The sequence below is a fragment of the Rhodobium gokarnense genome (genome assembly GCF_025961475.1).
GTDB lineage: Bacteria > Pseudomonadota > Alphaproteobacteria > Rhizobiales > Rhodobiaceae > Rhodobium > Rhodobium gokarnense.
On the sequence record NZ_JAOQNS010000006.1, the window covers coordinates 49387 to 65218 of the forward strand.

Genomic DNA, 15832 nt, shown 5'->3' on the forward strand with positions numbered 1-15832 from the left:
TTCATTTAAATTTTCGCTCCTCTTGAATCAACTGAGAGGCCCACGTTTTATCGAGACAAATAGTAATTTCCGAGCTAGATACCAAATGGCGCAGGCCACCTAGTTCCGCCCACTCATCAACCACCAAAGCGCTTCTGAGAACGGGTCGAAACGCATCGACCAAACTTTCCAGTTTCACGGGTTTTCCCGCAAAAAAACAGATTGCCCTAAGTACACTCATCACTGCCGGCTCATATTGGGCCACATTCAACATTTTCACCGAATGCCTTCTTCCAATCATCCTTTCGACCCGCTGTCTCTTATGACCAATAAATTTCGAAAACCCGTCTATTATATTATAAATATATTTATCTCTATCAGTCTCAAAAGCGGAAAGAACAAGTCCAACGACACAGCAATGCGCCCCGTATCGCAGGTTATGGTGCCGGTGCGTTTCCAAAGAAAAATTTCGCTCGTATTCATGCGCGCAACGATTGATGGCCGCAAGAATTTTCGATCGAAAAACTGGCGTCGCATCATCATAATCGATTTCTTGACTGCGTTTTCGAAGGAAGTTCACAAGTAAAATTAGCAAAACGGCATCTTGTTCCGTTTCCAAAACAAGCTTAAGGCAATGTGAAATTATATCCTTATTTTCAGAGAAATTCTCTAGTGCAGGTAAGCTAATAGATTTATTGTTTTTAAGATAGGCCTTAAGAAAAATTCCAAATTGATCATAATTTAAAATTGAGCAAAGAAACTCCACTATCTCTTCATTTATCGATATATCTAGCAACCAGCTGGGTGGCTCGAACCGACGGTCACGTTTTTTTTGTATCGCAAATTCATAAAGGAACTCTGCTACAAGAAATTCTTGCACTGATCTGTGAGGGAAGTGCAGGGCCTCACCGCCCTGCGAAGATAAAAAGCACGACATGACTAAATCACGCCTAATTGCATCAAGGTCGTCACCTTTTCGCGAAAAGAGTGCAATAACTTCACGCGGTATTTCTGAGGCGGAAACCGATGATTCTCCTGTCTTTTCCCAAAGCCAGCTAGCAATTACTTGAGCAAATCTCCGTCGCGCTTTAACGCCAAAGGCTTTCCGGGAAATGTTTTTTAGCTCGCGATCAATTAAGCTGTCCAGAAAAATAGAATACAGTAGCCAAACTGTCATCGTAGATATATCGATATTGGTTTCAGGTAGAATCTCCAGCAGCATCATTAATTGAATTGGGCGTTTAGCTAAATCGTTAATTCGTTTTTGCTCGGGATTCGACACCAAGTTTACAGTTTGAACAACACGTCTTCCAGAGATGTTCTTTGATCTGTAATAACTTGTGGCCATTGATTCAATTTGTTCCGCATCAAAAGTGGATAATTCATATTCGTCAAATGGAATATCGTCTGCCGAAAGAAGTAATTTTCGCTCCGGCTTTGCGTTAATGACATAATCATACTCAACTTTATTGGTAAATGCTGTAGGTCGACCCAATAAAAGAACTCGAGAATTCAAATTTATTAATTTCCTAAGCTCATCTATATTGAACTTGAACTCTTCCCAGCGCAACATGTGTCGCATCTCGTCAAGCCCATCCAATATGAGGATAATTTTTCGCCTGTTATTTAATCTCGTAAAACGTGCGAAATTGTACCCCTTGGCATTATAGTCGGAGGTAAATACGCGTCCAAGAAGTCCTTCAATATTTTGCTCGCCACTAAATTTAGAAAGTGGGATAAAGACAGGCATGAACACTTCGCCTGATCGGCGTTTTTCGCATAGCATTAGGTATATCGACTTTGCGAGGGTCGTTTTTCCCACGCCATATGCGCCGAGTACGGCCAGTGGTTGATTGCCGTTGAGTAGGCGGGAGCAAATGTGGTTCGTCAACGATTCACCGTGTCGATAGTCAAAAACGGTTCCGCTTGAAAAATGAGTCCCGATTGGTTCGATAAAGTATTCCCGAACAGTTTCGGACTTAAAGGTTTCCTCAATTGTATCGATATATTCAGAAAAATCGATAATAGAGTTTTCTAGCTCATCCAGCGTCTGGTGAAAGAAGCTTTTTCTCAGTTGAATATGGGTCTCTGCTGCCGGGTGAAGTCCATGTTTTGTTACAATAAGAAGGTTATCAATATTTGACGAATCTATTAATGGTTGATATGTGCTGCAAATATCCGAAATTTGCGATTCCGTTAAGGGATGTGAGTAATTCTTGCATTCAACGGCTGTTCGCTCTTTCTTACCCATAAATTCGGATTCGAAATAGCTATCAATCTTTTTGTGTCCAAGTATCATTTCGTCGTGGACGACTCTGAACCCCTTCAGCGACAAAGTTGATCGAACGTCGGATTCAAATTTCTCGAAATCTTTCATAGGCGAAAGTTCCCATATTGAATTTCTTGAGTTGAGAAAGAGAAATCTCGAATATTGAGTGCAGAGAATTAGTCCAAGGACAGGGAGTACGGTGCCAGCGACAAACTGTAAACTAAATTTCGTTCATCGAACTGTATTGGAAATTTTTGAACGTCGGTCGAATTTCAGTTGGCCGAATATCATTGTAACGAGAATACACGTGTTCGCAAGCTACTTCAGATTTGCGGGTATTCAAACGTTCTTTTTTTGGCGTTTCGCAAAGGCCAGATGGGGCGGATGGCCTTGCCCACCCCTCACTCAATCATCGAAACCGACTGCGTCTCCCGAATATATGCCTCTTCCGCCTCCGTCAGCTCCACGCAGTCATAGCCGGTGATCATCGTCTTGACGTAGTGGAAGACCGATTTGCCCGTCGTCGTCATATAGACGTGGACGATGACGAAGATGGCGATCACGAAGGCCGCCGCCGCGTGCAGGCAAACCGCTGCCCCGTCTGCCCCGACCAACACCGCGCTCACAGCCCAGTTTCCCCTCCAACACCTTGGTCCCCCTGCCCCGCAAATGATATGACCGTCCTGCAAACCTCCACAGGATCGCCATGTCGCTTCTTCAGATCGCATCGCTTTTGATCGTGCTCGCCGGGGTTTTCGGGGCGATCAATTATCTGTTTCTGCGGCTCCCCTCGGCGATCGGCATTCTGGTCGTCGCGCTGGTCGCGTCCTTCGCGGTGATCGGGACGGACGCGCTGTTCCCGGGGCTGACGGTGGAGGAGGCGATCCGGGCTCAGGTTTTGGAGCTGGAATTCTCCGAGGCGCTGCTGGAGGGCATGCTCGGCCTGTTGCTGTTCGCCGGCGCGCTGCATGTGGAGCTGTCCGATCTCCGCAAGGACTGGCTGGTGATCCTGTTGATGGCGACGATCGGCGTCGGCCTGTCGACCGTCATCGTCGGCGCCGGGTTCTCCTGGCTGACCGGCATGCCGCTGCTCGTCGCCCTCGTCTTCGGCGCGCTGATTTCGCCGACCGACCCGGTCGCGGTGCTCGGCGTCCTGCGCGAGGCGGAGCTGCCGAAATCCCTGGAAACGAAGATTGCCGGCGAAAGCCTCTTCAACGACGGCGTCGGCTATGTGGTCTTCCTCGTGCTCGTCGGCCTCGCCTTTCCCTCCGGTGAGAACCATGGCTCGGGCCTTGCCGATGCGGCCATCCTGTTCGTGCGCGAGGCGCTCGGCGGGGCCGTCCTCGGCATCGTCCTCGGCTGGCTGACGTTTCGGGTCATGCGCCGCATCGACGACTATTCGCTGGAGGTTCTGATTACCCTCGGCCTTGCCTTCGGCGGCTACGAGCTGGCCGTCTGGCTCCATGTCTCCGCGCCGATCATGGCGGTCTGCGCCGGGCTGCTGATCGGCGATATCGGCACCCGTTACGGCATGTCGGAGGAGACCCGCCTCTACGTCTCGGCCTTCTGGAAGCTCATCGACGAGATCCTCAACGCGGTCCTCTTCCTGATGATCGGGTTCGAGGTCTTCGCCGTGGCGTTCGAGGTCGATTTCCTGGTCTCCGGCGCCCTGGCGATCGCCCTGTCGCTGGTCGCCCGGCTCGCTTCCGTCTCGGTCCCGGTGCTGATGCTGAAACCCTTCCAGGCCTTCAGCCGGGGCATTATCCCGATCATGACCTGGGGCGGGCTGAAGGGCGGCATATCCGTCGCGCTCGCCCTGTCGCTGCCCGACGGCGAGTGGAAGCCGCTGATCCTGACGGCCACCTATATCGTCGTGGTGTTTTCCATCGTCGTCCAGGGCCTGACCGTGACCCGGCTGGCCGAACGGGTCGGCCGCGCGCCGGAACTGCCCGAAACCTGAAAAGGTCGAGAACGGATCTCGGGTCGGTCAATGTGCAGGTGGCACATCGGGCGCCCGGCCACTTCCCTCACTCGATGATCGAAACCGACTGCGTCTCGCGGATATACGCCTCCTCGGCCTCTGTCAGCTCCACGCAGTCATAGCCGGTGATCATCGTCTTGACGTAGTGGAGAACCGATTTGCCCGTCGTCGTCATGTAGACATGGACGATGACGAAGATGGCGATCATGAAGGCCGCCGCCGTGTGCAGGAAGGCAACGATCGGCAGGATGACGCCGGCATAGGGCATGTCGCGCCAGAGGTCGTAGAGCAGGTAGATGATGCCGGTCGACCACAGCGCCGGTCCGACGATCAGCATGAAGGTCATGTAGGCGAGCGACTGCAAAGCGTTCTGCTTCCTCTGCAGCCCCTTCTTGTAGGGGTGCGGCTCGCCGACAATGATGCCGTAGGCGTAGAAGCGGATGATCTTGAAGATGCCTTCCTTGAACAGGTACTGCCGCCACTGGCCGGTGGTGAAATTCCAGAAGGTGGTGAAGATCCAAAGGACGATCAGCGCGATCGCCGCGAAGGTGTGGATCGTCACGGCGAGCTTGAACGAGATCAGCGAAAAGGTGCCGTGGATGTTGAGCCCGGTGAAGAACAGGGCAAAGATCAGCGCTGCCTGCGACCAGTGCCAGAACCGCTCGTAGCGGGTGTAGATCATCACATAGTGGTTCTGGCCGGGGCACAGGCCCGCCTTGTTCTTCTTCTTGATGACCGGCGGTTTTTCCTGGGCCCGGATGTCGTGATAGTGGTTCTGGTCGGTCATGGCGCGTCTCCCCCGCTGCTGATCAATGCTTTGTCCTGCCGCGCATCATGACGCGCGCCAGCCCGTGCAGGATGACCCCGCCGAGCGCCCCGGCGATCGCCAGGTAGCCGATGATGTCGAGCCAGGAGAAATGGTCCCGGCCCGGCATGTAGAAGCCGGCAAGGCTGGCAAGCCGTCCGTCCCTGGCGTGGCATTCGGCGCAGGCCAGCGCGTCTTCCTTCGGCGCCACCATGTGGGTGATCGGCCAGTACATGTGCGTGTCGACGAAGCCGTAGTCTCCGGAATACTCCACGCCCACATGCTCCATCGCCGCCTTGATCGCCTTGTCCCAGTCGAAATTGGTCCAGAAGGCGCTGTCGGTCTCCGGCCCGAAGACGTGGTTGTAGACGAGGTGGTTCAGCTTGGCGTCATAAGCCTGGCGCCCCTCCATCCGCTTGAACGGCCAGATCCGCGAATTGGGATCGTCGGGGCTGCCCTTGATGCGGTTGATCTCCACGGTCTTCGTCGGGTCGATGGTCTCGTCGGCGAGGGTGTAGCGCACCTGGCCGTCGAACCAGGCGTAATAGGGCGTGACGTTCTCGCCCCACTCGAAGTCGCCCTTGGTCGAGAGATAGGTGTGCAGATGCTGTCCGTCGCTCTGGGTGAAGTCTTCCTCGTGGTAGGGCGCTCCCTCCTTCAGCTTGCCGGCGGTCGACCAGTCCCACTTGGTCTTGGTGGCAACGCCGCCGCGGGCAAAGGATGGGATATGGCAGGTCTGGCAGGCGACCCGGCCGGTGTGGTTGTTGAGCTTGATGCCGGCAACGGTATCGATCGGGTGCGGGCTGGCGCCGTGGCAGGATTCGCAGGTGGCAACGTCCCGCCTTGCGCCCGGCTTGCCGGTACCCACCGTGTCGATCGCCTTCACGTCGTAGCGGCTGCCGGCCCACTGGTGCTCGTTGCTGACATGGCATTTGGAGCAGGCAAAGTTCAGCCCGTCCTTGTCCATGTGGACGTCGACGGCCTTGGTCGGCTGAAACAGCACCGACGACAGGTCGCCGTGTTTCACGTTGTCGCCGCCGCCGCCGTAGAAATGGCACTGGCCGCAGTTCTCCCGCTGCGGCAGCCCGACGCTGCGGGCGATCTTGCCGAGGTCGAGGGCGACCGCCTTGGCGCCGGTGATGGTCTTGGCCGTCGGCGACACCGGCTCGACCGGGACCGCTCCCGCCGCGGTCGCGATCTTGGTGTAGGTGCCGGTGCGGTCGTGGCAGGCGAGGCAGTCGACCTTGGTCTCGTCCTTCGGCGGCCCGGCCGCCATGTCCGTCCAGCCATAGCCCACATGGCAGCTCGTGCAGCGCGGCTCGTTGGCCGCCACATTGCCGCAGAAGGCGTTGATGACGTGGCTCTTGCCGAGCGTCTGGCCGGTCTTTTCGTTCTGGAATTCCCATTTCCAGTGGATCGAGTGCATGACCTGGTCGCCCGCCTTGTTGTGGCAGGAGAGGCAGGCCTTGGTGACCTCCGGGCCCGACGCGAAGTCCTTCTTCAGTTCCTCGAACTTGGCGTGGTCGGCGGTGCCGCCCGACTTGCCGTCGTGGTCCTGGTCGTCCGCAGCCAATGCCGCTATCGATCCCGTCGTTACGGCGAAAAGGAAGGCGGCAAGCTGGCAAAGGGCGGTTGCGGACTTTCGCATCGGGCTCATTCCATTGTCAGTGGCTGCAGTCGTCGTGGGGCGGGGCGGGGAGAAGCTCCCGTCCGGCCGCCACGGCTTCCGCCGCCTTGTGAGGATCGGTTTCGCTGGTCTCGACCACCCGGATGCCGCGCGCGTCCATCTTGCGCCGAAACCCGGAGCCGCAGCTCTGGGTGACGACGACGTCGACGACGTCGATCGGGTGCGGCGCGTCGAAGGCGGTCTCGTGGAGGCTCTGGTCCTTCGGCAGGTCGAGCTTGTCGACGACGACGGGCGCGTTCGTCCCGTCGGCGAGAAAGATCATGAAACGCCGGGTCTTGCCGGCATGCGGCGTGATGGTGCGAAAGTTCTGGCTGGTAACGGCAATGCGCATTTGTCCGCTCCTCATGCCGTCACCGGGTCGGCGCGCAGCGCCCTGACCCAGTTTTCCATGGCGATGTTGGCGACCGGCATCGGCGCCTCGAGGAACGAGACGATGAACCGGTCGGCGAGCTCGGCAACGCCGATGGAGCGCGGCCGGAGCGCCAGCATCTCCGCGCTCGGCAGCGCCACGCCGAAGCAGAACAGGATGTTCTTGGCGTCCTCGATCTCCGGCGCAATGGAGCCGTCGGGCAGCGCCTTGGTGTGGTTGTAGTGGTCGAAGACCCCGATATAGCGGGCGACCCGGTCCGCCTCGATATTGCTCTTCAGCCGGGCGACGATGTCGTCGGCCGATTGCATGTCGGTCTCGTCCTTCTGCAGCTCTAGGACGAAGATCGGGTATTTTTCCTGGATGATTTTCTGTCTCATCGCGTGCTTGCTCGAAAACCTTTGGTTGTATGAAAAGAGGTTCCGGACACACCTTCCCTGTTGCCGGTCCCGGTGGTTGTTCCGGGCGCCCGTCATCGCGTCTTCGCGCAGCACGTTCTTTCAGGTGACGGGCGCAGGCGCCGCCTGCGAGACGTCATCCTCCCTCAAGGAAACCGCGCATTTTCGTGATTTGGACGTCCGGCACGCCGGCCTGCCCGTTGTCGTTGTTCGCTTCTGCGGTCCCCTGCCAGCCAAGGGCGCGTCCAACGGGACGGGTGATCCTCGGACCGGCTCTGGAGTCCTAGGCGCGGTGCGACAAAAGCGCATTGAGAATCCGCAACTGCCGGGCGCATAGATGCAAAAAAACTAATATTAGAACAATTAAACTCTGGCGTTTCACTCTCGTTTACCCTGATGCGGCACACTCTAGCCCGTGGGCCGCCCATCAGGCCGGGCCGCCCGCAGAGTATGTGTGAGGGCGTATCATGGCCGAGTTCGAGACAGAGTCTGTCGAACACCCGCTATATCCCGCGCCGCAAGGCAGCGGCGTTCCCGATGACGGGGCCGACGGACGGCTGCTGGTCGCGGAACTTGCCGCCGACGACGGCGGCGAGAGCTTTTCGTATGAGATCGTCGGCGAGGGCGCCGACATCTTCGAGATGACCGGCGACGTCCTTTACGTGAGGAAGGGCGCCGAGGATGCGTTCCGCGCCGTGCCGGAACACCGGCTGATCCTCCGGATCACCGACATCACCGGCGAGGTCTTCGACGAGCCGATTTCGATCGACGTGGCAAGCGTCGCCGAACCGGACGCGGAGGACGCCGAGACCGACGACGCCCCGGAAAGCGACGGGATCGATGGCGAACCGGAACCCGAGCCTGTCGCCTCCGATCCATTCACGCCAGATCCCTTCGCCATTGCCGAACAGGCCGCGTCCGACGCGCTCGCGGCGTTTTCCGAGCCCGGCGCGGGCGAAGAAGATGGGCCCGCAGGTGCGGTCGCAGTTGGCGACGCCGATCACCTGCCCCTGGAGCCGGAGACGGCCCGGGTCGAACTAGTCGCCGTCGACGACGATGGGACCGGAGAAGAGGTCGAGATCCCGGGCCCGACCGCCGTGCTGGAAAGCGATCCGGACGCCGAACAGGCGGCGCTGGTCGCCGAGATCGACGCCGCTGAGCTGGACGCCGCCGACGCGCCGGCCACCGAAATCCTGGAAGCGCCCGTGCCTGTCGCCGAGCCGTTTTACGGCGCCGATGGCGAGTCCGAACGTGAAGCCGAGGATGCGCCGGACGACGCCCTGCTCCACGGCGACCCGAACCGGGAAGACGCCGGCGAGGAGACGGCTGCGGAGGAAGCGGCATTCGACGAGCGGCAGTCCGACCTGGTGTCGGCAAGCGAAGACGACGGCGGGTCCGAAGAGCCGGCTTTCGACGACGACGTTGCGGAAGCCGAAGGCGTCACCGAAGAGCCCTTCCTTGCGGACGAGGGTTTGGGCGAGCCGTCAGAGGTCCTTGCTGAAGGAGCTTTCTCGGAAGAGGCCATATCCGAACAAGATGTCGCCCTTGGCGCTGAAGAGCCCGTCGCGCCGGATGACGGCATCTCCCGGTCCGAAGAGCCCTCGGACGCCAGCGCCGATGCGGCGGACCTGGTGCGGGTCATCGAGGAGGCCGATCCGGACGTCGAACGGCCCGTCGACGATATTCCCTATGCCGCCTTCGCCGACGTCGCACGCGCGGAGGCCGAGCCGGTTGTCGACGAGGCCATAGAGGCGCGTGAGGAGGAAGAGCCGGCCGGATACGAAGAGCCGGTCACATACGCCGACGAAGAAGCCGAGCACGAATTCGGCAAATACTATTTCTATCTCGGCCCGGACGGCCATTTCGTCATCGGCGAACTGGACGACGACGCTCCGGAACTGGCCAACGGCGTCGCCGACGTTACCCTGGTGCCCCATTACGCCGACCCGGAGCCGGACCTTTTCGGCGACCGGAATGAGCGGGCGAGCGCGCCGGCGGTTGAGGAGCCGCTTCCTGACGAACCGCCGGCCCCCGTCCTGTCGGAACCGGAAGCACCGGCATTCGATCCGCTCGAGACGCCCGCGGCCGAGCCCGCCGCAACGCCCGCCGACGAGCCGGCGTCCTTCGACGCCGCCTCCGCCGACGAAGCGCCCGCTGACGAGCCCCTCGAAACCCCGGCCGAGCCTGTCGAAGGCGCCATGCGCTACGAGGTCGACGACGATCGCTTCTTCGTCGACGAGGAGGGCAACGTCATGCTCGCCGACGGCGCCGCCTTCGATGCCGATGCCGAGCCCTCCGTCGACCTGGAGGTGACGGCGCGCGCGCCGGACGGCTCCGTCAGCCGCCAGACCTTCACCATCGACGTCAGCGAATTCGTCTGACGCCTGCCGCGTCCGTTCCGCCGGTGCATCGTGTAAGCGGGGCACCGGCGCATTTTTTCAAAACGGAACCAGACTGTTCACCCCGGAACCGATGGCCTCGGCCCCTCGTTGCCTTACATGTGCTTGCGGCAGAGCAACGAAAGGACTGCGCCATGGGTTTGCTGGTTGACGGCGTCTGGAAAGATCAGTGGTACGACACGGACGCGACCGGCGGCCGCTTCGTGCGCTCCGAGTCCCCCTTCCGCAACTGGGTGACGGCCGACGGCGCGCCCGGGCCGAGCGGCGACAAGGGCTTCCGGGCCGAGCCGGACCGCTACCACCTCTACGTCTCCTATGCCTGCCCCTGGGCCCACCGCACGCTGATCTTCCGCGCCCTCAAGGGCCTGGAAAAGATGATCACGGTTTCGGTCGTCAACTGGCACATGGGCGAGGAAGGCTGGACCTTCGAGGACGGACCCGGCGTCATCCCCGACCCGATCCACGGCGCCAAGCGGCTCTTTGAGGTCTATCTGGCGGCAAAGCCGGACTATTCCGGCCGCGTCACCGTGCCGGTGCTGTGGGACAAGACGACCGGCACCATCGTCTCCAACGAGTCGGCGGAAATCATCCGCATGTTCAACAGCGCCTTCGACGCCGTCGGCGCCCGCTTCGGCGACTATTATCCGCAAGCCAGGCGCGAAGAGATCGACGCCCTCAACGAGCGCATCTACGACACCGTCAACAACGGCGTCTACAAGGCCGGCTTCGCCACCAGCCAGGACGCCTATGAGGAGGCCGTCGGGCCGCTGTTCGAAACCCACGATTTCCTGGAGGAGCGCCTGGCGACCCGGCGCTACCTGACCGGCGACAAGATCACCGAGGCCGACTGGCGCCTGTTCACCACGCTGGTGCGCTTCGATCCGGTCTATGTCGGCCACTTCAAGTGCAACATCCGCCGCATCGCCGACTATCCGAACCTGTCCGGCTATCTGCGCGACCTCTACCAGGTGCCGGGCGTCGCCGGGACGGTGCATCTCGACCACATCAAGAACCACTACTACGGCAGCCACAAGACCCTGAACCCGACCGGCATCGTCCCCGTCGGCCCGGACCTCGACTACGACGCCCCGCATGAGAGGGACCGGCTGGCGGCCTGAGCATCGGCCGGTGTAGAACGGCGGGCGAACCGGTTCCGGAGCCCGCCGCCATGCCGATGCCGATGGACTACGCCCACGCCTCGGAAGAATTCGAAGCGTTTCTGCGCAACGCCAAGGAAGAACTCGACCTCACCACCCGCAACCAGACCTTTACTGCGGTCGAAGGCGTGTTGCTGGTCTTCCGGGCAAGGTTGACGGCCGACGAGGCCCTTGCCTTCGCCGGCGTGCTGCCACCCGTGCTGCGCGCGATCTTCGTCGCCGGCTGGGACCCCGAGGCCCCGAAAAAGCCCTTCGCTGACCATCTGGCCATGAACGCGGAAGTGCGCCACCACCGCCAACACCACAATTTCGCACCCGAACACGCCATCGAGCGCGTCGCGGCGGCGCTTGTCAGGCATGTCGATGAGGTGCGGTTTCGGGCGACCCTGCAGCAACTCGGGCCCGCGGCCGTGCGGTTCTGGACGTCCGCCGCTTGAGAACCGCCGTATGCGAGGGACCGGCGTCAGTTCTTCTTGGAAATTTCTAGGTCGTCGAAACGGTAGGTGCCGAGCCCGAAGGCGGTCAGGGCGATGCCGACCTGCTCGCCCTTGCGGGCATCGAAGGGCACCTGGATGACTTCCACGCCATTGACGAAGAAGGCGATCCGGTTGTCCTGCCATTCATAGGTCACGCGATTGGGCTCGTCCGGAGTGACCGCATTGCTGCGACCGCCGAAGGCGGGCTGCAGTTTGCCCCTGTTCTTGGTGAAGACGTAGTACCGGCCCTGCCGGTCGATGCAGAACATCCAGTGGTGGCCGCGGCCTGCGCTCCCGACCAGGATGCCCGCGCCGCCGCGCCCTTCATTGGCGGCGTCGACGGTGACGGAGATGGTCGCCCTGTGGGTGGAAGACAAAAAGGACGTTCCCTCATATTTCACCCAGTTGATCTCGTTGTAGTGGGTGAGATTGGGATTGGTCCTGTTCTCGAAGATAAGCTTCCCGCCGATGACCGAGACGAACCAACTCGACTTGGTACTGGCAAAGTTGATCTGGCCGCCGAGCATGGTCATGCGATCGGCACCGTTGAAATCCTCTTTGTAGGTCGATCGGGCAACGCCGCCGGACGCGGTTTCCTGGGAAAAGGCCATGTCGGGCGCGAGCGCCGAGGCCGAAGCAACAATTGCGGCAAGAATAGATACACGCTTGAAAATACTCATGCTTATGCTCCCGCATCGGACAATAGCGATGTCTGCGGGCCTAACACGACGCGTACAAGGCGTATAGTTTAAGTTGTGGATACAGTTAATATGAAACCGCGTTCGAGCGGCCTGGAATCGGTCTACCGATACAAATCCTCCCGCGTCGGCGGCAGGCCGGCAGAGCCCTTGGCGCGGCGGGAGGCGAGGGTCTGGAAGATCTGCAGCGTGCCGCGCTGGAAGGCGAGGGAGACGCCGGACAGATAGGCGATCCAGATGCGGGTGCGCGCCTCGCCGGCGATCGCAACGGCCGCCTCGCGGTTGGCCATCAGCGCCTTTGCCCAGAGCTCGGTCGTGCGCCCGTAATGCTCGCGCCAGCCCTCCACGTCGTGGACCTCGAAGCCGTTCGCCTCCAGCCCCTTCAGCGACATGCCGATATGGTCGACCTCCGCGCCGGGGAAGATGTAGCGCACCATGGCGTTGTATTCCTTGCGCTTTTGCCGGAACAGCCGGTCGGTCGCCTTGGCCCGCCGTGTGATTGCGTGGTGGAGGTAAAGCCCGCGCGGCTTCAACAGCTTTCGGACCGAGGAGAAATAGCCGTCTGCATTGTCGATGCCGACATGCTCGAACATGCCGATGGAGGCGATCTTGTCGAAGTCGCCGGAAAGCGCCCGGTAGTCGCGAAGTTCCACTGAGACCCGGTCCGACAGTCCCCGCTCCTTGATCCGGTGCCCGGCCAGCTCCGCCTGCTCTTCGGACAGCGTCACGCCGACCGCTTCGACGCCGTAGTGCTCGGCCGCATAGGTGATGAGCGAGCCCCAGCCGCAGCCGATATCGAGCAGCCGCTCGCCGGGTTGCAGCCTGAGCTTGCGGCAGATCATCTCCAGCTTGTCTTTCTGGGCGGTGGCGAGGTCGTTCTGCCAGTCGGTGAAGTAGGCGCAGGTGTAGACCATCTCCGGGTCGAGGAAGAGCCGATAGAAGTCGTTGGACACGTCGTAGTGATGGGCGATGTCCGCCTTGTCGCTGCCGCGCGACAGGGTCGCCGCCGTGCCCCCATCGACGCCATGGGCCTCCGGCGCCGTCCCCGGTTTGGAGGACGACAGCGCGAAGGGGAGGGCGGCCTTCAGCAGGAGCCCCTTGTTGATCTTTTTCGCAATGTCGCGGGTCCGCGTTTCCGGCCGCTTTTCGGCAAGGTCGAAGAACGAGCCGTTTTTGATGTCGACGAGGCCGGCGGCGTAGAGCTCGATCAGGGTCGGGATGCGCGGTGCGCGGATCAGCCGGGAAAAGACGGCCGGGTCCGAGACCGCGATCCGAAGGCTCCCCGGATCGGCGTCGGCCGGCACGGTCGAGCCGTCCCACAGTTCGAAATCGAGGCTGAGCCTTGCTGCCTCGCGAAGGTGTTCGAGCGCACGGCGTGCGGCAACGAGGCGGCGGTCGGCGGCGGGCGTCATGGCAAGAGAATCCCTGGCGGTTGGCGGCGGCTGCGTGCGGTCATCCGTGTTTCATGTCCCGGTCGGGGCCGCAAGGTGCAGAAAAACGGATGGTTGATCCGGCCGGTCAAAAAGACGATGTTTGCGCGAAATTCCGCCGACCGGATTCTTTTTTCCGATTCGACAATCGACCAAGCCGAACAGCAAAGGCCGATCATGATCGATCTTTACACCTGGACGACGCCGAACGGGCGCAAGGCCTCCATCGTTCTGGAGGAGCTGGGGCTGCCCTACACGGTCAAGCCGATCAACATTATGGCGAACGAGCAATTCGCGCCGGAGTTTCTCGCCATCAGCCCGAACAACAAGATCCCGGCGATCGTCGACCACGACACCGGCATCCACCTGATGGAATCGGGCGCCATCCTCATGTATCTCGCCGAAAAGACCGGCCGGCTGATGCCCACCGACATCAAGGGCCGCTTCGAGGTCATCGAATGGCTGATGTGGCAGATGGGCGGTTTCGGCCCGATGCTCGGCCAGGCCCACCACTTCCTGGAATTCAACCCCGGCAAGGCGCCCTATGCCGAGGAGCGCTACGGCACGGAGACCGAGCGGCTCTACCGGGTCCTCGACAAGCGCCTGGAAGGCCGCGACTATGTCTGCGGCGACTATTCCATCGCCGACATCTCGATCTGGCCCTGGGCGACCCGCTTCGACTGGCAGCGCATCGACCTCAACGACTATCCGAACGTCAAGCGCTGGTACGTCGCCGTCGCCGAACGCCCGGCCGTCCAGCGCGGCTACCACGTGCCGAAGCAGATGCCGGAAATCCCGATGCCGGATTGACGGGGGGCGCGGACCAAATACTTGCGTCATCGCGAGGAGGCCGAAGGCCGACGCGGCGATCCAGGGGCCGCTGGCTCCGAACGAGCCGCTCTGGATTGCCGCGCTCGCTCCGCTCGCTCGCAATGACGGAAGATCAATGGGCAAGGGAAAATAGCATGCGCGCATTGGTGCTGGACGGCGGCTTCGGCTTTGAGAACCTCAACATCGCCGAGCGCGCGAAACCGGAGCCGGGGCCCGGCGAGGTGCTGGTCCGCATCGGCGCCGTTTCCCTCAACTACCGCGATTTGCTGCTGGTCGAAGGCTCCTACAATCCGCGCCAGCAAATGCCGGTGGTGCCGACCTGCGACGGCGCCGGCATCGTCGACGCCGTCGGGCCGAGCGTCACGCGGTTTGCCCCCGGCGACCGGGTCGTCAACGGCATCGCGGAAGGCTGGATCGACGGTCCGCCCGATGCCCTGGGCCTGAAGACCATCCGCGGCGGGCCCGGCGGCGACGGCTTCTGTGCCGACTACGTCCTCGTTCCGGAGCGCGCGCTCTTTGCCGTCCCCGATCACCTGTCGCTGGCGGAAGCCGCGACCCTTCCCTGCGCCGGCATCACCGCCTGGTGCGCGGTGGTCGAACACGGCAACCTCCGCCCCGGCGGCACCGTCGTCGTCGAAGGCACCGGCGGCGTTGCCCTCTTTGCCACGCAGTTCGCCCGGATCGCCGGCGCCCGCACCATGGTGCTGTCGTCCTCGAACGAAAAGCTGGACCGGATTTCCGAAATAGGCGTCGACGCCACCGCCAACTATGTCGAGGTGCCGGAATGGTCGCGCGCGGTACGCGAGCGCCTCGATGCCGACGGCGCCGACCTCGTAATCGAGCTCGGCGGCGCAGCGACGCTGGAAAACGCCATGCGCTCGGTCAAGCCCGGCGGCACGGTGGCGCTCATCGGCAACCTCTCCGGCAGCCACGCACCCCTCAACCTGCCGCTCGCCGTCATGCGCCAGGTCCGCCTGCAGGGCGTCACCTGCGGCTCCCTCGGCGACATGGCCCGGATGATGGCGGCGGTCGCGACCCATCGCATAAAACCCTGGGTGCACGAGATCTTCCCGCTGGACCGCTACCGCGACGCCTTCGAGCTGATGCGCGCTGGCGGCCATGTCGGCAAGATCGTGATTGCTTTGGATTCTGGGGGCTGAGCGCTTTTGCCACGGTTCGTGACCTGCGCTCTCCCGCACCCATCCTCTCTGCGTCACCGCCGGGCTTGACCCGGTGGTCCATGATGACGAGCGGCAAAAACAACCTAACCGATTGTTCCGAAAGGCCTCATGGATTGCCGTGTCAAGCACGGCAATGACGCGGAGTGGGTGGGCCCCGGAGTGCGCAAGCCGCGG

The 15832-nt window shown here is 61.1% G+C and carries 14 protein-coding genes; 6 read left to right on the top strand and 8 right to left on the bottom strand.

Annotation, left to right across the window (positions count from 1 at the left end):
• Window position 1: 1 nt before the first annotated feature.
• Together M2319_RS11840 and M2319_RS11845 are read right to left on the bottom strand one after the other, a co-directional pair.
• On the bottom strand, window positions 2–2356 hold the full coding sequence (locus tag M2319_RS11840; protein WP_264601667.1) for an NACHT domain-containing protein: 2355 nt from the start codon (window positions 2354–2356) through the stop codon (window positions 2–4).
• Window positions 2357–2649: 293 nt separating this feature from the next.
• The gene (locus tag M2319_RS11845) at window positions 2650–2874 is read right to left on the bottom strand and encodes a hypothetical protein (RefSeq protein ID WP_264601668.1); all 225 of its coding nucleotides are present in this window, start codon (window positions 2872–2874) and stop codon (window positions 2650–2652) included.
• 80 nt (window positions 2875–2954) lie between these two features.
• Here M2319_RS11845 and M2319_RS11850 point away from each other — a divergent pair, with 80 nt between their 5' ends.
• Window positions 2955–4208, top strand: coding sequence for a cation:proton antiporter (locus M2319_RS11850; protein ID WP_264601669.1), 1254 nt, complete (start codon window positions 2955–2957; stop codon window positions 4206–4208).
• A gap of 67 nt (window positions 4209–4275) precedes the next feature.
• Here M2319_RS11850 and M2319_RS11855 read toward each other — a convergent pair whose 3' ends face one another.
• The 4 genes from M2319_RS11855 to M2319_RS11870 are packed head-to-tail and all read right to left on the bottom strand — an operon-like array spanning window position 4276 to window position 7468.
• Window positions 4276–5016 (bottom strand): cytochrome b/b6 domain-containing protein, encoded by a 741-nt coding sequence (locus tag M2319_RS11855; protein ID WP_264601670.1) that lies wholly within the window; start codon window positions 5014–5016, stop codon window positions 4276–4278.
• A 22-nt stretch (window positions 5017–5038) separates the two neighbouring features.
• Window positions 5039–6682 carry a tetrathionate reductase family octaheme c-type cytochrome gene (locus M2319_RS11860; RefSeq protein WP_264601671.1) on the bottom strand — a complete coding sequence of 548 codons (1644 nt, stop codon included), beginning with the start codon at window positions 6680–6682 and terminating at the stop codon, window positions 5039–5041.
• A 16-nt stretch (window positions 6683–6698) separates the two neighbouring features.
• Entirely contained in the window at window positions 6699–7052 is a 354-nt protein-coding gene (locus M2319_RS11865; protein WP_264601672.1) for a NifB/NifX family molybdenum-iron cluster-binding protein, read from the bottom strand.
• 11 nt (window positions 7053–7063) lie between these two features.
• On the bottom strand, window positions 7064–7468 hold the full coding sequence (locus M2319_RS11870; RefSeq protein WP_264601673.1) for a DUF6858 family protein: 405 nt from the start codon (window positions 7466–7468) through the stop codon (window positions 7064–7066).
• 485 nt (window positions 7469–7953) lie between these two features.
• On the opposite strand from M2319_RS11870, the gene M2319_RS11875 reads away from it, so the two are divergent.
• The 3 genes from M2319_RS11875 to M2319_RS11885 all read left to right on the top strand — a co-directional run bounded on the left by M2319_RS11875 (window position 7954) and on the right by M2319_RS11885 (window position 11479).
• A complete protein-coding gene (locus M2319_RS11875) occupies window positions 7954–9867 on the top strand; it encodes a hypothetical protein (RefSeq protein ID WP_264601674.1) in 1914 nt (637 codons plus the stop codon).
• 152 nt (window positions 9868–10019) lie between these two features.
• A complete protein-coding gene (locus M2319_RS11880; protein WP_264601675.1) occupies window positions 10020–11003 on the top strand; it encodes a glutathione S-transferase family protein in 984 nt (327 codons plus the stop codon).
• Between the two features lie 50 nt (window positions 11004–11053).
• Window positions 11054–11479 carry a DUF2267 domain-containing protein gene (locus M2319_RS11885; protein WP_264601676.1) on the top strand — a complete coding sequence of 142 codons (426 nt, stop codon included), beginning with the start codon at window positions 11054–11056 and terminating at the stop codon, window positions 11477–11479.
• A 26-nt stretch (window positions 11480–11505) separates the two neighbouring features.
• Here M2319_RS11885 and M2319_RS11890 read toward each other — a convergent pair whose 3' ends face one another.
• Window positions 11506–12198 (bottom strand): hypothetical protein, encoded by a 693-nt coding sequence (locus M2319_RS11890; RefSeq protein ID WP_264601677.1) that lies wholly within the window; start codon window positions 12196–12198, stop codon window positions 11506–11508.
• 122 nt (window positions 12199–12320) lie between these two features.
• Entirely contained in the window at window positions 12321–13628 is a 1308-nt protein-coding gene (locus M2319_RS11895; protein ID WP_264601678.1) for an SAM-dependent methyltransferase, read from the bottom strand.
• Between the two features lie 195 nt (window positions 13629–13823).
• Here M2319_RS11895 and M2319_RS11900 point away from each other — a divergent pair, with 195 nt between their 5' ends.
• Together M2319_RS11900 and M2319_RS11905 are read left to right on the top strand one after the other, a co-directional pair.
• Complete coding sequence (locus M2319_RS11900; RefSeq protein WP_264601679.1) at window positions 13824–14456, top strand: glutathione S-transferase family protein; 633 nt, start codon at window positions 13824–13826, stop codon at window positions 14454–14456.
• Window positions 14457–14611: 155 nt separating this feature from the next.
• On the top strand, window positions 14612–15637 hold the full coding sequence (locus M2319_RS11905) for a zinc-dependent alcohol dehydrogenase family protein (RefSeq protein WP_264601680.1): 1026 nt from the start codon (window positions 14612–14614) through the stop codon (window positions 15635–15637).
• Window positions 15638–15832 lie beyond the last annotated feature (195 nt).

Excerpts from the sequence above, each read along its gene's own strand:
- M2319_RS11840 (WP_264601667.1), bottom strand. The coding sequence starts at position 2,356 with ATGAAAGATTTCGAGAAATTTGAATCCGACGTTCGATCAACTTTGTCG.
- M2319_RS11850 (WP_264601669.1), top strand. The coding sequence starts at position 2,955 with ATGTCGCTTCTTCAGATCGCATCGCTTTTGATCGTGCTCGCCGGGGTT.
- M2319_RS11855 (WP_264601670.1), bottom strand. The coding sequence starts at position 5,016 with ATGACCGACCAGAACCACTATCACGACATCCGGGCCCAGGAAAAACCG.
- M2319_RS11860 (WP_264601671.1), bottom strand. The coding sequence starts at position 6,682 with ATGCGAAAGTCCGCAACCGCCCTTTGCCAGCTTGCCGCCTTCCTTTTC.
- M2319_RS11865 (WP_264601672.1), bottom strand. The coding sequence starts at position 7,052 with ATGCGCATTGCCGTTACCAGCCAGAACTTTCGCACCATCACGCCGCAT.
- M2319_RS11870 (WP_264601673.1), bottom strand. The coding sequence starts at position 7,468 with ATGAGACAGAAAATCATCCAGGAAAAATACCCGATCTTCGTCCTAGAG.
- M2319_RS11875 (WP_264601674.1), top strand. The coding sequence starts at position 7,954 with ATGGCCGAGTTCGAGACAGAGTCTGTCGAACACCCGCTATATCCCGCG.
- M2319_RS11880 (WP_264601675.1), top strand. The coding sequence starts at position 10,020 with ATGGGTTTGCTGGTTGACGGCGTCTGGAAAGATCAGTGGTACGACACG.
- M2319_RS11885 (WP_264601676.1), top strand. The coding sequence starts at position 11,054 with ATGCCGATGCCGATGGACTACGCCCACGCCTCGGAAGAATTCGAAGCG.
- M2319_RS11890 (WP_264601677.1), bottom strand. The coding sequence starts at position 12,198 with ATGAGTATTTTCAAGCGTGTATCTATTCTTGCCGCAATTGTTGCTTCG.
- M2319_RS11895 (WP_264601678.1), bottom strand. The coding sequence starts at position 13,628 with ATGACGCCCGCCGCCGACCGCCGCCTCGTTGCCGCACGCCGTGCGCTC.
- M2319_RS11900 (WP_264601679.1), top strand. The coding sequence starts at position 13,824 with ATGATCGATCTTTACACCTGGACGACGCCGAACGGGCGCAAGGCCTCC.
- M2319_RS11905 (WP_264601680.1), top strand. The coding sequence starts at position 14,612 with ATGCGCGCATTGGTGCTGGACGGCGGCTTCGGCTTTGAGAACCTCAAC.